11 protein-coding genes and 1 pseudogene are annotated in these 14,871 nt (G+C 67.8%); 3 read left to right on the forward strand and 9 right to left on the reverse strand.

Annotation, left to right across the window (positions count from 1 at the left end):
* Positions 1-58 precede the first annotated feature (58 nt).
* The 4 genes from grpE to ACFC0O_RS22895 all read right to left on the reverse strand — a co-directional run bounded on the left by grpE (position 59) and on the right by ACFC0O_RS22895 (position 4,585).
* Positions 59-655: a nucleotide exchange factor GrpE gene (gene grpE, locus ACFC0O_RS22880; RefSeq protein WP_364636270.1), complete on the reverse strand. Its 597-nt coding sequence runs from the start codon at positions 653-655 to the stop codon at positions 59-61.
* Positions 652-2,490 carry a molecular chaperone DnaK gene (gene dnaK / locus ACFC0O_RS22885; RefSeq protein WP_375961015.1) on the reverse strand — a complete coding sequence of 613 codons (1,839 nt, stop codon included), beginning with the start codon at positions 2,488-2,490 and terminating at the stop codon, positions 652-654. Before dnaK ends, grpE begins: the two co-directional genes overlap by 4 nt.
* A 231-nt stretch (positions 2,491-2,721) precedes the next feature.
* Complete coding sequence (locus tag ACFC0O_RS22890) at positions 2,722-3,489, reverse strand: DUF1707 domain-containing protein (protein WP_375961017.1); 768 nt, start codon at positions 3,487-3,489, stop codon at positions 2,722-2,724.
* A 7-nt stretch (positions 3,490-3,496) separates the two neighbouring features.
* Entirely contained in the window at positions 3,497-4,585 is a 1,089-nt protein-coding gene (locus tag ACFC0O_RS22895) for a DUF1707 domain-containing protein (RefSeq protein ID WP_375961019.1), read from the reverse strand.
* A 131-nt stretch (positions 4,586-4,716) separates the two neighbouring features.
* On the opposite strand from ACFC0O_RS22895, the gene ACFC0O_RS22900 reads away from it, so the two are divergent.
* Positions 4,717-5,613 (forward strand): LLM class flavin-dependent oxidoreductase, encoded by an 897-nt coding sequence (locus ACFC0O_RS22900; protein WP_375961021.1) that lies wholly within the window; start codon positions 4,717-4,719, stop codon positions 5,611-5,613.
* Between the two features lie 9 nt (positions 5,614-5,622).
* Here ACFC0O_RS22900 and ACFC0O_RS22905 read toward each other — a convergent pair whose 3' ends face one another.
* The 3 genes from ACFC0O_RS22905 to ACFC0O_RS22915 form a co-directional block, all read right to left on the reverse strand.
* Positions 5,623-6,489 (reverse strand): RNA polymerase sigma factor, encoded by an 867-nt coding sequence (locus ACFC0O_RS22905; protein WP_375961023.1) that lies wholly within the window; start codon positions 6,487-6,489, stop codon positions 5,623-5,625.
* Positions 6,490-6,592: 103 nt separating this feature from the next.
* Positions 6,593-7,465 (reverse strand): haloalkane dehalogenase, encoded by an 873-nt coding sequence (locus ACFC0O_RS22910; protein WP_375961025.1) that lies wholly within the window; start codon positions 7,463-7,465, stop codon positions 6,593-6,595.
* 64 nt (positions 7,466-7,529) lie between these two features.
* The gene (locus ACFC0O_RS22915) at positions 7,530-8,054 is read right to left on the reverse strand and encodes a MarR family winged helix-turn-helix transcriptional regulator (protein WP_375961027.1); all 525 of its coding nucleotides are present in this window, start codon (positions 8,052-8,054) and stop codon (positions 7,530-7,532) included.
* A gap of 109 nt (positions 8,055-8,163) precedes the next feature.
* On the opposite strand from ACFC0O_RS22915, the gene ACFC0O_RS22920 reads away from it, so the two are divergent.
* Both ACFC0O_RS22920 and ACFC0O_RS22925 read left to right on the forward strand, forming a co-directional pair.
* Positions 8,164-9,867: an MFS transporter gene (locus ACFC0O_RS22920; protein ID WP_375961029.1), complete on the forward strand. Its 1,704-nt coding sequence runs from the start codon at positions 8,164-8,166 to the stop codon at positions 9,865-9,867.
* 123 nt (positions 9,868-9,990) lie between these two features.
* A pseudogene (locus ACFC0O_RS22925) lies at positions 9,991-11,151 on the forward strand (zinc-binding dehydrogenase).
* A gap of 44 nt (positions 11,152-11,195) precedes the next feature.
* Here the strand turns inward: ACFC0O_RS22925 and ACFC0O_RS22930 are convergent.
* Together ACFC0O_RS22930 and ACFC0O_RS22935 are read right to left on the reverse strand one after the other, a co-directional pair.
* On the reverse strand, positions 11,196-12,881 hold the full coding sequence (locus ACFC0O_RS22930; RefSeq protein ID WP_375963739.1) for a dynamin family protein: 1,686 nt from the start codon (positions 12,879-12,881) through the stop codon (positions 11,196-11,198).
* Positions 12,882-12,992: 111 nt separating this feature from the next.
* Positions 12,993-14,789, reverse strand: coding sequence for a dynamin family protein (locus ACFC0O_RS22935; protein WP_375963742.1), 1,797 nt, complete (start codon positions 14,787-14,789; stop codon positions 12,993-12,995).
* Positions 14,790-14,871 lie beyond the last annotated feature (82 nt).

Here is a 14,871-nt window from a genome sequence, read left to right on the forward strand (position 1 = left end):
CGGCTTCGCGGTCTCGCGAGAGACCGCCCGAACGGCCCCGGCCGGGGCCATCGGTGTGTTACTCGGTACCAGCGGCATCGGGGCCGGCGTTCGTCGTATCCGATGCGGCCGGGCCGTTCAGATCCTCGGGCGCGTCGGTGACCCCGACCATCGCGTGCCGCAGCACCCGATCGCCGAAGCGGTAACCCTTGCGCATGACCATGCCAATCACCGGCTCATGGCCGGAGCCCTCGTGCTGGACGGCTTCGTGCAGGGTCGGGTCGAAAGGATCGCCCGCCGCGCCGAATTCCTCCAGGCCCTGCTTCTGCAGGGCGGTGGCGAGCTTGTCGGCGACCGCCTTGAGCGGTCCCTCCAGATCGCCGTGTGCACGCGCGCGGTCCAGATCGTCCAGCACACCGAGCAATTCGCTGACGACCGTGGCCTTGGCATTGTCGATGGTGGCCTTGCGGTCCCGTTCGACACGGCGACGGTAGTTGGCGTATTCGGCGGTGAGCCGCTGCAGATCCGAGGTGCGCTCGGCGAGTTCGGCGCTGATGGCGTCGGCGAGGGAATCCTCGCTCAGCACGTCGGCGGCCGAAGCCGCGGCGAAATCCTCCGCCGCGACATCGCCTACCTCACCCGTGACCGGTTCCTGTTCCGGGTTCGGGTTCGTCACTTCTTCTCCGGCTCCTCGACGACCTCGGCGTCGACGACGGTGTCATCGGCATCGGGCGCGGCCTGACCGTTGCCCGAGGCGGCCTGATCCGCGGCGCTCGCATCGTAGATGGCCTGGCCCAGCGCCTGCGACTCGGTCGCGAGCTTCTCCACCGCGGTCTTGATGACCGCGATATCGGTGCCCTTGAGCGCCTCGTTCGCCTCGGCGATCGCGGCCTCGACCTTTTCCTTGATGTCGCCGGGGACCTTGTCCTCGTTGTCCTTGATGAACTTCTCGGTCTGGTGCACGAGAGATTCGGCCTGGTTGCGGGTCTCGGCCTCTTCGCGACGGGCCTTGTCCTCCGAGGCGTGCGCCTCGGCGTCCTTGACCATGCGATCGATCTCCTCCTTGGACAGGCCGGAGCCGTCCTGGATCTTGATCGTGTTCTCCTTGCCGGTGCCCTTGTCCTTCGCGGTCACGTGCACGATGCCGTTGGCGTCGATGTCGAAGGTGACCTCGATCTGCGGCACGCCGCGCGGGGCCGGCGGGATGCCGGTCAGCTCGAAGGAGCCGAGCAGCTTGTTGTGCGAAGCGATTTCGCGCTCACCCTGGAAGACCTGGATCTGCACGGACGGCTGATTGTCATCGGCCGTGGTGAAGGTCTCGGACCGCTTGGTGGGGATGGTGGTGTTGCGCTCGATGAGCTTGGTCATCACACCGCCCTTGGTCTCGATACCCAGCGACAGCGGGGTGACATCGAGCAGCAGGACGTCCTTGACCTCACCCTTGAGCACACCGGCCTGCAGGGCGGCGCCGACAGCGACGACCTCGTCCGGGTTCACGCCCTTGTTGGGCTCGCGGCCACCGGTCAGCTCCTTGACCAGTTCCGAGACGGCGGGCATACGGGTCGAACCACCAACGAGGACAACGTGATCGATGTCGCCGACGGCGATGCCCGCGTCCTTGATGACGGACTGGAAGGGCTTGCGGGTGCGGTCCAGCAGATCGGAGGTGATCTTCTGGAACTCGGCGCGGGTGAGCTGCTCATCGAGGAAGAGCGGGTTCTTGTCCGCGTCGACGGTGATGTAGGGCAGGTTGATCGAGGTCGACTGCGAGGACGACAGTTCGATCTTGGCCTTCTCCGCGGCCTCGCGCAGACGCTGCAGGGCCATCTTGTCCTTGGTCAGGTCGATGCCCGAGGACGCCTTGAACTTGTCGACCAGCCAGGTCACGACGCGCTCGTCCCAGTCGTCGCCACCGAGGTGGTTGTCACCGGAGGTCGCGCGGACCTCGACGACGCCCTCGCCGATCTCCAGCAGCGAGACGTCGAAGGTACCGCCACCGAGGTCGAAGACCAGGATGGTCTGTTCCTTGTCGCCCTTGTCCAGGCCGTACGCCAGCGCGGCCGCAGTGGGCTCGTTGACGATGCGGAGCACGTTCAGGCCCGCGATCTGCCCGGCCTCCTTGGTGGCCTGGCGCTGCGCGTCCTCGAAGTAGGCGGGGACGGTGATGACCGCGTCGGTGATCTCCTCACCGAGGTACGCCTCGGCGTCGCGCTTCAGCTTCATGAGCGTGCGCGCGGAAATCTCCTGCGGGGTGTACTTCTTGCCGTCGATCTCGACGGACCAGTCCTCGCCCATGTGGCGCTTGACGGACCGAATCGTGCGATCGACGTTGGTGACGGCCTGGTTCTTCGCGGGCTGACCCACGAGTACCTCGCCGTTCTTCGCGAAAGCGACGATGGACGGGGTGGTGCGCGAACCCTCCGAGTTGGCGACGACTACCGGCTCACCGCCTTCGAGAACGGCGATGACCGAGTTGGTGGTCCCGAGGTCGATACCGACCGCACGAGCCATGGTGATTCCTCCTGGTTGACGTACCTATGTGTCTTAGCGGCGAGATCCCTGCCCGTCCGGCGGGCAGGAATCTTCAGCAACACTGAGCGTGGTCGGCTCAATCCTGCACCCGATATCCGATCGGTGCAAGTTGAACTTGAGTCCGTCGCGCTCAACCTTGTCTGAACAGCACCAACTGGTGACTCACGACATCTATTCCCGGGGGAGCGGAGAAATCTCCCGAAAGTGAGGTTACTTCGCGACGTTCACCATGAGCGGCTCGCCCTGCATCGAAACCACCAGGTAGCCGGTGCGCGAACCCTGCGTCGTATAGATGGAGATGGCCGGATCCTCACCGGTCCTGCGCTCGATGCTGATGTGCGAGACCGGAACGCCGGGCAATCCGGCCGAGGCGGCTCCGCCCGCGATCAGACCGGCCAGTTTCGGCAGATCGATAGTGGACAGATCCAGCGACTGGACACTGGAGCTGCGGGCGGTGTCACTGCTGCCGCGGAAGCTGCCGTCGTAGTTGTAGTAGTCCTCACGGCCTTCCTTCGTCGACGGGCGCTGGATCGACACCCGGTCGGGGAAGATCGTCACCTGGTCGACGGTGGTGTCGCCGAAGTGATCCCGGTATGCCGCAACGAAACTCGCGAAACCCGCACCGGTGGTGGCGTCCGGCATATCCGGTTTGGAGACGGTATTGCGGGCGATGCAGCCGCCGAGTGCGCCCACCACGGTCGCGACGCAGAGCGCGGCTATGGCGATCTTCCAGCGCCGCAGGTCATCTCGGCGTTGCGGCCGAAGCAGTGCGGTACCAACGAGATTCGCCGGAATCTGGAGATCGTCGATGAGCTTGTCGAGATCGCCGAAGGTGCGCGCCGCCATCGCGGCGGCGGTGCGCCGCGCGTGTTCGGCCTCGGTCAATTCGCCTTCGGCCTTGGCATTGTCCAGTAGCGCGCAGGCGTCGACCCGGTCGGCGTCGCGAACGCGCATGCTCTGGTTCCGATAGTCGGCCATATCCGTCCTATCCCTTGAACGGTGACGTGCGGGTGACCACACCCGCCGGAGTGGCATCGAGGAAGCCGCCCTCAGTGGCCTTGTTGCTCACGTAGATTCGGACGATCGGAGCCGGCACCCCGCGCGGGGAGGACGTCGAATCGGGATCGAAGCTGATATGGCTGATCGTCCCCTGGGCGACATTCAGGTCGGTGAGCGCCCGCGCCGCCAGTGCGCCGATGGCAGTCGTATCGACGGCACCCAGGTCGAAGACCGGGGCGTCGGATTTGCGGGTGGTCGGCGTCGAGCGCTGCTGGAATCCGCCCCGATAGTCGTACTCCGCCTGGCGATTCGACTGCCCCGGCACCATGCGCTTCAAGATCGCGTAGTCGGGATACAGGGTCAGCTCATCGACGGACAGATCGCCGAACTTGGCTTTGTACAGTGCGAAGAACGCCGCGATCCCTTCTCCCGTATGGAGATTCGGGATCTTGACCACGACGGGCTCCACCACCCCGAGGTTCACCCCGGGCGGCGCGGCCGGAATCGGCGCGGGCCGATTGACCGCCGCGAATCCCGCGATGAACAGCGCCGCGCAGGCCGCGAGCACGCCCACCCCGAACAGCTTTCCGCGATACGACCGCGGCGGCTGCGCCACACCGGGAGCGTTCGCGGACCGTTGCAGATCGGAGGTGAGGTCGGCCAGTTCCCCCAGAGTCCTTGCCTCCCCGGCCAGTTCGGTCAGGGCGCGATGGTCGGCCTCGTTCAGCTGCCCGTCGGCGAGTCCGGCGTCGAGCACAAGACAGGTTGCCGCACGATCGCTGTCCCGCGCCCGAGTGCGGGTGGGATACCGGCTCGTCTCGGCCGGTTTGGTCGGCGGCGCGGTCACCCCCGCCGCCCCCTTGGTGGGTTGCAGATCCCCCGTCAGCCGCGCGAGCTGCTCCAGCGTCTGCGCCGCCTGCGCCCGCTGCGACCGCTGCTCATACTCGTCCGCCCCCAACTGCCCTTCCTCATAGGCGGCATCGAGCCGGGCCCGGGCATTCACCCGGTCGATATCACGCGCCCGCAATCGCCCGGCGCTGGCGGAACCCGACGCATCGGACGATCTCGCACTCACACGCGGATCGTATCCGCCCGGGCAGCGGATAGGGCGGCAACCTGGACACGCGCTATGTCCGAAATACCCGGTTTTCGCAGGTTGGCGGGCAAGATCTAGACGTTTGGACCGCTGCGACCGGAGGAGGCCCGATGGATGTGCGTTTCGGCATTTCGATCCCGCCCACCGCGGCGGCCCTGGAAGACGTGCTCGATATGACCAAGGCGGCCGAGGATGAGGGGCTGGATCTGGTCGGTATCCAGGATCATCCGTACGCGCCGGAATTCGGCGATACCTTCGCCGTCGTCGGGGCCTGTCTGAGCGCGACCGGGCGGATCACCGTCTATCCCGGGGTGGCGAATATGCCGCTGCGGCGACCGTCCATGATCGCGAAACAGGCCGCCACTTTCGATCTGCTCAGTGGCGGGCGCTTCGAATTGGGGGTCGGCGCGGGGGCTTTCGAGGACGGCATCGTCGCCATGGGCGGTCCGGCGCTGAAGGGCCGTGCGGCGCTGCGCGCCCTCGAAGAAGGTATCGAGATCATTCGCGCGGAATGGCGGCCCGGCCGTCTGGTCGCCGTCCAAGGTGACGAATACACCGTCCAGGGCATCGCGGGCGGTCCCGCCCCGGCGCACGATATCGGCGTCTGGATCGGCGCGATGGGCCCGCACGCCCTCGACCTGATCGGCCGCACCGGCGACGGATGGGTTGCGCCCCTGCCCAATTGGCTCCCCTGGGAACACTGGCACGCCGCCCAGGACCGCATCGACGCCGCCGCCCGCGCCGCCCGCCGCGACCCTGCCACCATCACCCGCATGGCCGCCCTCCCCGGCGTCATCAGCGACCGCTCCCTCAACCCTCGCCCCCGCGGCAGGGACCCCATCCAGGGCTCCGCCCGCGAATGGGCGGAAATCATTGCGGCCCTGCACAAGAACGCCCGCTTCGACACCTTCATCTACTGGCCCCCGGGCTTCGACGTGGACCAGATCCACCGCTTCGCCCGCAAGGTCGTCCCCGCCGCCCGAGAGCTGCTCGAGTCAGCCACCTGAACCTCCCGGTCAGTTCAGGAGGGGGAAGCGACCCGAATCGATCAGTCCGGCGATGGCGTCGATCTTCGCCTGCGGCGCGGCGTAATCGGGGTGTGCGCCGAGGATGGCGGCGGCATCGCGGAGGGTGGACATCTGCTGGGCGGCGGCGGCCACACCGCGACCGCCGGGGCTGACCTGGTGTCCGGCGAATGCGGGGCGGTGGGGATCTATGCGGCCGAGTTCGAGAGCCTTGTCGACACGACGTGAACACCGGCAGGGTGCTTGTGGATTGGCCAGGCCGCAGGTGTCGGTGAGGAAATTGCCGATGCGTTTCTTGGCTCGCTCCAGGCGCTTTCGATAGGCGGCGGGGGTGGAGTCGGTGATCCACGCCGCCTCGGCGGAGGACAGCGCGAAGATATCGGAGAGCACGAAGGCGACGCGTTCGTCGCGCGCGAGACATTGCAGCATGGCCTGGGTGCAGTTCAGCCGCACCTCGTGGGTGAGCAGTTCACCCTCGGGGCCGCGGTAATCCGCCTCAGCCAGGCCGTCTCGCAGATCCTCACCGAACGCGTCCAGGCTGACCTGCCGCTCCTCCTGGGATGTCTTGCGCTTGAGATTCAGCAGATAATTCACGCCGATCCGATACGCCCACGTCAGCAGTTTCGCCTCACCCCGCCAGGTGCCGAGGTGCCCGACCACACGCAACAGAATCTCCTGGGTGGCGTCCTCGGCGTCGGCGGGCCGCCACACCATGCGCAGCGCCAGCCGGTAGATCGGATCCTGAAGCAGCAGCACCACGTCGCCGACAGCGGTCCGATCCCCGGCGACGGCCCGCGCGACCAGTGCGAGCTCATCCGCATCCGGCCCCTGCCGGACAGCACTCTCGTCGGTCTCCATGACCGCCAGCCTGGAACGGGCTGCGGTGCGGCGCAAGCGTTGCGGGCGGGGATCACGGGGCGTGTCGAGTGCGCGCCCCGTGATCAGCCCTGCCACGGCGGATTCAGGCTACCGCCGGGGTGGTGGTGAGGGCGTGCCGCCGAATCCAGTCGGCGACGGCTGCGCCGATGGCGTCGGGCTGGTCCTCGGGGCAGTGGTGTCCGGCGGGCCCGATATTCGCCACCTCGGCGGCGGCGAATGTGGTTGCGGCCCAGTCGATGATCTCGGGTGAGCCGAGGCCGACGCCGTCCTGGACGGCCATGACGAGTTTGGGCACCTCGGGTGTGTCCGCCATCCAGCGGTCATAGTTCTCGATGGCGGCGACGACGTCGGCGGGTTCGCCGTCGAGCGGGAATTCGCGCGGCCACACCAGCATCGGCTTGCGCGAGGCCGGGGTCGGGTACGGCGCGCGGTAGGCGTCCAGGGCCTCCAGGGTCAGCGAGCGGGTGGAGGCGGGCAGGTTGAATTCGATGAACATATTGCGTTCCAGGACCATCTCCTCACCCTCGGGCGAACGGAAGCGCCGGAACAGTTCCGCGCCCGCGGGCGGCATCTCCGACCAGAGCATGGGCCGCAGGAAGGTCTCGACCACGGCGATACCCCGCACCCGGCCGGGATGCCTTGCCGCCCAGTCCATTCCGAGCGCGCCGCCCCAGTCGTGGCCGACGATGACGACCTGATCCAGCCCGAGCGCGTCGAACCAGGCGTCGAGGTAGCGGGCGTGATCGGCGAACCGGTAGTCGCTGTCCGGCTTACCGGAAGCGCCCATACCGATGAGATCCGGTGCCAGCGCGCGATTTTCGCCGCTGACATGCGGAATCACATTGCGCCAGATGTAGTTCGAGGTGGGATTGCCGTGCAGGAACACCACGGGGATGGCCCCGCTGCCGGTGTCGCTGTAGTTGATGAACGAGTCGAGCACGTCGACGGTGGCCATGAGGTTGTCCTTCCAAGTGTTTTTCGCCTTCACCTGGTTGGACACGCACGGCCGCCGCCTGTGACTACCGAGCCGAGTGATCCACCTCACAGGCCGCGGCCGTGCCGGGCGCGGCGGTGAGACCGGGGTGGATACCCGGGGTCAGCCCGTTGCCGACGGCCGCGCGCTGCAACAGCTTCACCATGACCGCCCGTTCGTCATCGTCGAGCGCCGACAGGATTTCCGCGTCCAGTCCCCGCGCCAGCGCGGTGGCCTCGGTGAGCAGTTCCCGGGCCGCCGGAAGCAGGTGCACGGCGTGCGCGCGCCGATCGGCGGGATGCCTGCGGCGTTCGACGAGCCCGCGTTTCTCCAGGTCGTCGACGAGTCCGACCATCACATTGCGGTGAATCCCGAGCGCCTCGCACAGCTGCTGCTGCGATCGCCCGTCATTGGCCTCGAGAATCCGCAGCGTGCCGAACTGCGGGGGTTTGATGCCGAGCGGGGTCAGCAGTTCGGCGAATCGGTACGCGGAGTGGGAGCCCAACTGCCCCAGCAGGAATGCGGGGGAATCGAACAGCCGCGGGTACTGGGTTCCGGCGTCATCGCTCACCTCGCCAGAATACAGCAATGCACAAAATATGAATGCCCCCTTGATTGATAATCACTTCATGTGCATAGTTTGAAGGGTCGCACCACCCACCAATCGAAGAGAGCTCGCCGTGGCTTCCGACACCCCCACCCCGGAAAATCCCCCAAGTACCCTCGACCCGCGCCGCTGGATCGCCTTCGCCGTCATCCTGGCCGCCGGGTTCATGGACCTGCTCGATGTGACGATCGTGAACGTCGCCGTCCCGAGCATTCAGAAAGACCTCGAGGCCGAGTACTCGCAGATCGAATGGATCATCGCCGCCTACGTGCTGTCCTTCGCCGCGGTGCTCATCACCGGCGGCAGGCTCGGCGATATCTACGGCCGCAAACGCCTGTTCCTCATCGGCATGACCGGTTTCACCTTGGCCTCGGCCGCCTGCGGGCTGGCCTCGGACCCCACCCTGCTCATCGGCTCACGTTTCGTACAGGGCGCGATGGCCGGGCTCATGGTGCCGCAGATCCTGGCCATCATTCGGGTCACCTTCCCGAAGCATGAGCGCGCCAAGGCGATTGCCATCTACAGCGGTGTCGGCGGTTCCGCGTCGGCGGTCGGGCTGTCGCTGGGCGGGCTACTGGTGCAGTGGAATCTGTTCGATCTGGGCTGGCGGCCGATCTTCCTGGTGAATATCCCGGTCGGCATCGCGGCGTTGATCGCGGCGAGCATCGTCATGCGGGATTCACGGTCCGCGCATGCGCCGCGACTGGATATCGCCGGCATGATCCTGGCCATCGGCGCGGTGGTGCTGCTGGTCTACCCGCTCACCGAGGGCCGCCAGAAGGATTGGCCCGCTTGGACATTCATCATGATCGGGGCGGCCGCCGTGACCTTCGCGGCCTTCGTGGTCTACGAACGGCGGCGGGCGCGCACGGTCGGCTCACCGCTGATCGACCTCGATCTGTTCCGGTCCCGCCCGTTCACCGTGGGCCTGTCCAGCTGGCTGCTGTTCTGGATCGGCATGGGCGGCTTCTTCCTCATCTGGACCCTGTTCATGCAGGCCGGACTGGGCTGGTCGCCGATGCGGGCCGGGCTCACCTCGGTGTTCTTCGCGGTCGGCGCGGGTATCGGCGCGGGCACCTCGGTGAGTGTGCTGGCCCCGAAGTTCGGGCGCTGGGTGCTGCTGGCGGGCGGGCTGATCACCGCGGGCGGTTTCGGCCTGTACGGCTGGCTGGCCACGCACTACGGCAGTGATTTCGCGTCCTGGCAGATGGTGCTGCCGCTCATCGTGACCGGCACCGGTTTCGGCATCGTGGTCGCGCCGACCATCGACATGCTGCTCGGTCAGATTCCGGAGCAGGAGGCGGGCGCGGCATCGGGGCTGCTCAATACCGGTCAGCAGCTGGGTTTGGCGTTGGGTGTGGCGCTGGTCGGCATTATCTTCTTCGGGCAGCTGGATCATGATTCGGCGCGCGGGGTGGACGCGGTGACCGCGCAGACCCGCACCGAATTGAGCACCGCCGGACTGCCCGGACCCGCGCAGGAGCAGATTCTCGCGAGTTTCCGTGCCTGCGTGCAGGATCGGTCGGCGGCCGTGGATCCGTCCGCGGTGCCGGACAGCTGCCGCGGCACCGGCGGTGACGCGCGCATCGCGACCACGCTCGCCGATGCGGGGGCGGAGGCCAACGCGGTCAACTTCGCGCACACCTTCCGGTACACCCTGGCCTGGGGCATCGGATTGATGGCGCTGGTCTGCCTCGGTTTCGCGGCACTGCCCAGGGACGTGAAACTGGAACAGCACGAGCTCGTCGACCTGGACGACGAGCTGGTCGGGGTCTGATACCGCCCTCGATACGGCCCGCGAATCCGGTGGAAACGCCGGATTCGCGGGCCGTTCCCTTTCCGCCGCCGCCCGCGACGGGAAGAATTCAGCACTGACAACGTCTTTCGACAGGAGTGCACCATGCGGGCGGTCACGGTAACCAAGGGCGAATTCCGAGTCGAGGAGCTACCGGAACCCATTCCGGGACCGGGGCAGCTGGTGATCGACGTACTGCGCTGCGGTATCTGCGGATCCGATCTGCACGCGCGCACGCACTGCGACGAGCTCGCCGATATGGCGGCCGCCACCGGCTACCAGCACTTCATGCGCTCGGATCAGAAGGTGGTGCTCGGGCACGAATTCTCCGGTGAGGTGGTCGATTACGGTGCGGGCACCCGCAGGCGCTGGAAGCCGGGGACGCCGGTGGTGGCGCTGCCCATCCTGCGCGGCGGGCGGGTGCCGCATCTGACCGGACTGTCCGCGTCCGCGCCGGGCGGGTACGCGGAGCAGACGGTGGTGCAGGAATCCATGACCTTCGCCATCCCCAATGGGCTGTCCGCCGAGCACGCGGCACTGACCGAGCCGATGGCGGTGGGGTGGCACGCGGTGCGCAAGGGGCGCGTCGGCAAGGGGCAGACGGCGTTCGTAATCGGTTGCGGGCCCATCGGTTTGGCCGTCATCACCATGCTGAAGGCATCCGGGGTGCGGCTGGTGATCGCCAGCGACTTCTCCCCGCGCCGCCGCGAACTCGCCGCCGCCTGAGGTGCGGATGTGGTGGTGGATCCCGGCGTGGATTCGCCGTGGACGGCGTCGCCGAAGAAGGCCCGCATCACCGGGGCGTCCGACATCCTGAACCTCGGCTTCGACGCGATGGAAAAGCTGCGCCGTATCCCGAATATCCCGTGGTGGTACGTGTTCCGTGCCGCGCACGGTCTCAATCAGGGTCCGGCCGGGCCGGTCATCTTCGAATGCGTCGGCGTCCCCGGCATTCTCGATCAATTGCTGACCGCGGCCCCGCCCATGTCGCGCATCGTGGTGGTCGGCGTCTGTATGGAATCGGACCGCATCCACCCCGCCACCGCCATCAACAAGGAGATCGAACTCCGCTTCGTGCTCGGCTACGACCCGGGCGAATTCCGCGACACCCTGCACATGATCGCCGACGGCAAGGTCGACCCGACGCCCCTGATCACCGGCACCGTCGGCCTGGATGGCGTGGACGCGGCGTACACCACCCTCGCCTCCCCGGACCACCACGCGAAGATCCTCATCGATCCGCGCAGCACCGCGACCACTCCCTGAGGCGAGCCGCACCCTGCCATTCCGGCGTGGTGCGGCATCCCGCGCTATGCGTTGCGGGGCAGGGTGATTCGAGCGAACGGTGTCGTCGGGGGCTCGTGCAGGATGTCCAGCAGGCCCTCGGCGCTGCGGGCGGCGGTGAGGCAGGCGTTCGCCATGAATTGATCGGCCAGTGGGTGGCGGGCTCGGGTCCGCCACTTCTGGACGGCGGTCAGCGCCCGATCCCGCTGGGTGTTCACGTCGGTGTGCGACGGCAGGCCGAGGCGGCGGTGCGCCGCGACGCCCGCGCCGCCGATCAGGCGATGCAGTTCGGCGAGATCGGCCGGGGCGAACGGGAGTTCCTCGGCGCGCAGATGACCGAGCAGACGGAGCTCGGTGAATCCATGCACATCCGCTAACAGGGTCCGCACCCGCGGCAACAGCGCATCGGCCTCGGTGCCCGGGTTGGCGACCAGGATTCGAGCCAGTGCCGTGAGCGCCGAATGCGCCTTCAATTCCTCCGCGCGCTGGGCGAATTGCACATCCAGCACGGTGCGCAGTTCATCGAGTCCACTGCGCTGGGTGAGTTCGGCCGCGAGCGTTGCCGAGTCGCGCACACCGAGCCGAATAAGCGTGACGGCCAAGCGGATTCCGAACAGCCCGAACCGCGCCGCGAGATGTGCGCGCAGTTCGGGCGGCAGCGGTAGCGGCAGATCGGGCCGCGCGAACCGATCCGCCGACAGCAGGGCGGCGGCGAGCGTATCGGTCGGCACCCCGGCCAAGGCCTCGAACGCCTGATATTCGCGCTGCCGCAGCGTGGCGGCCGCGAACGCCAGCAGCCCGGCCACCGGAATCACCGACTGGCACAACCCCGTTCGCTCCAACTCGGTCGCGAATCGCGCCGCCACATCCCGCGCCGAATTCAACGCGTCGATGCGCCCCGCCCCGATCTCATCCGCCCGCGACACCACCCCGATCACCCCGAGCGGAGCGCTGGTCCCGCTCGCACCGGAACTCCCCTGCGCACCCGAATGGCCGAACCCGTGCGCCCCGGACGCCGCGCCGATCCGTTCGAGAAACTCCACATCCGAGGTATCCAGCCGCCGCAGCAGATACACCACCGCGTCGGCATTGGGCAGCTCCACGCTGTTCCCACCGGGCGCGAGCAGATGCGAGGTTCGCGCCGACACATCCCGCGACAGCGACGAGATCCCCGGCGTATCGATAATCGTGGTCTGCGCCAATTCCTCCGACGGCCACTCGACCGCGAGGTGATCGACCTCCCTGCCCGGGTTGGTGTGGTGCCCAACCTCGCCGGCCTGACCCTGGTGCGCAGGGTGCTCGGCGGCGCGCAGTTGACCCGGGTTCCAGCGCAGGGCCGACAGGTCGAAGGTGAGGCCGTGGGCGCCGGGGAGGCCCTCCGCGCCGCGGCCGCGGCGCACCACCACGTCGGCTCGCGCGCCGTCGGTCGCGTAGGCGGTGACGCGAGGGGACGGGCCATTGCGGTACCAGGTGACCAGGCGGGTGCATTCGGTGGCGTCGGTGGGGGCGATGTCCTGGCCGACCAGGGCGTTCAACAGGGTTGATTTACCTGCTTTGAGTTGTCCGGCCAGCGCGACCCGCAGGGGTTCGTCCAGGCGGCGCACGCATTCCTCGAGCTGGGCGCGCACCCGGCCGTGCTGGACGAAGGCGCGGCGGGCCGCGGCCAGCAGACCGCGGGTCTCGGCTCCGACACCGTAGCCGGCCGTACCCACGTCATATCGCACCGGCTCATGTTCTCGAACCACTTCGCACCTCCACGCATCGCCAGCCTTTCGGCGGAACCGGGCTCGGCGTTAGCACCGGGTCCGGTAGACGAATTGTGGTCAGGAACCCTGGGGAAGTGCTGTGGGGGTGGGTGCGGGGCCGAGGATGAGGTTCGCGCGGCGGCGGAGATCGGCGAGGATGTGCAGGCGGCGCTCCAGGGCGGTGATGCGGTCGGCGCGGCGGGTGGATTCGAGAGTCGCGGCTTCCTGGGTGGCGCGCAGGGATTCGTCCAGCGAGCGCAGAGTGCGGTCGGCGATGGCGGTGAAATGGTCGCGCAGCAGGCGGTGAATGCGGTGCAGGCGGTCCTTGGTCTCCTTGCCGGTGTGGAAGGCGATATCGTCGAGGTAGCGGCGCACCGCCACCTTGGCGTCGGCGCGGCGTTTGGCCAGGCGGGCCTGTTTATCGTCACGGAAAGCCTTGCCGCCCAGCAGGACTCCGGCCCCGAGGGACAGCGGGTTGATCAGCGCGAGTCCGGCCATGGTGCCGACCATGCCCGCCATGATCACGCCGCCGTAGGAGCCGCGCACACCCACCAGCAGTTTGTGGCCCAGGCCGAGATCGGGTTCCAGATCCGACAGCGTGCAGGATCCGGCGCGAGAGGCATTGCCGTCCAAGGTTTCCCGCACATCGGGCAGATCCACCGCGCCGAGTTCGGTGAAATGCGCGCCGACCTTTTCCGCGAGTTTCACCGCGCGCGTGCGGGTCCACAGCAGATTGTCGCCGACGGCGGTACCGACGGTGCCGGTGAGCCACTCCTCCATGCGGTCCCAGTGGCGGCCGGGATCGTTGTCGTCGATCCATTCCTCGGCGGTGCGGGAGATGTCCCGCAATCGGTCGCGCAGGTCGTGATCGACATCTCCGACCAGGTCGGTGATGCCGTCGGACAGCGTCAACTGCCATACCGAAGTGCGTTTGTGCAGTTCCTCGGCGGACGTTCTGGCGGAACGCAATTCGCGGACCGCTGCCGCGCCGCGCTCCGGATCGCGCAGGGCGACCAGTTCACTGCCCAGGGCGAGCGCCAAATGCTCTGCCGCGGAGCCGATATCGGTGGCGACGGTCTGTTGCAGGGCCGCCTGGTCCCGAGCTACCACGTGATCGCGCAGGAACTGGAATACCCCGCCGAATCCGGACTCCAGTCCGAGCTGGGCATCCTGCAATCGCAGTGCGTGCGTGCGCAGTACCGAGGACACCGCGAGCATGGGGACCTCGATGCCCGCGCGCCGCAGATGTTCCGCATTGGCGTCGAACACCTGCCGCCAGTGCGGGTACAGGTCGATCTTGCCGACCAATACCGCTACGGCCGGGCACAATTCGCGCACCTGCCGCAGGAACTCCACCTCCGGATCGGTCAATTCGGTGGAGGCGTCGGTGATCATCAGCACCGCGTCCGCGGTCGGGGCGGCCCCCAGCGCCGCCCCGCTGCCGCCGTGCGCACCCATGCCGGGCGTATCGACGATCACGATGCCATCGGCGAGCAGCTGATTCGGCGCTTCGATCTCCACGCGCAGCACCGCTCGCCCTTCGGCGTACTGCGACCGGGTCACCCCCGCGCCGATGGCCTCGATCGGCACCGGAATCCGGGTGGTCTCCCCGTCGGCGGCGGTCACCACCAGCGCGGCATTCGCCTCGGGGGCGTGGGCGAGCGTGGTGGTCACCATGGTCGTCGCATCATCTCCGACGGCACAGATCTCCAGGTTGAGCAGCGCGTTCACGAACTGGCTCTTGCCCTGATTCCCCAACCCGCACACCACGATCCGCCGCCGCGGATCGCGCACCCGAGCGGCCACGTTCTCCAGCCGCCCGGCCAAATCCCCCCGCCCCGCCTCCCGCGCGACCGAGATCGCCTCCCCCAACATTCCGGCCAGCGGCCGCGCCGCCACGATCCCAGTCACGCCAGTCCTCACAGTTCCGATCGCCGCACCTCGTGAAAGGCGCGGT

This window comes from Nocardia sp. NPDC056100 (genome assembly GCF_042266325.1).
Lineage (GTDB): Bacteria > Actinomycetota > Actinomycetes > Mycobacteriales > Mycobacteriaceae > Nocardia.

Excerpts from the sequence above, each read along its gene's own strand:
- ACFC0O_RS22890 (WP_375961017.1), bottom strand. The coding sequence starts at position 3,489 with ATGGCCGACTATCGGAACCAGAGCATGCGCGTTCGCGACGCCGACCGG.
- ACFC0O_RS22935 (WP_375963742.1), bottom strand. The coding sequence starts at position 14,789 with ATGTTGGGGGAGGCGATCTCGGTCGCGCGGGAGGCGGGGCGGGGGGAT.
- ACFC0O_RS22910 (WP_375961025.1), bottom strand. The coding sequence starts at position 7,465 with ATGGCCACCGTCGACGTGCTCGACTCGTTCATCAACTACAGCGACACC.
- dnaK (WP_375961015.1), bottom strand. The coding sequence starts at position 2,490 with ATGGCTCGTGCGGTCGGTATCGACCTCGGGACCACCAACTCGGTCATC.
- ACFC0O_RS22905 (WP_375961023.1), bottom strand. The coding sequence starts at position 6,489 with ATGGAGACCGACGAGAGTGCTGTCCGGCAGGGGCCGGATGCGGATGAG.
- ACFC0O_RS22900 (WP_375961021.1), top strand. The coding sequence starts at position 4,717 with ATGGATGTGCGTTTCGGCATTTCGATCCCGCCCACCGCGGCGGCCCTG.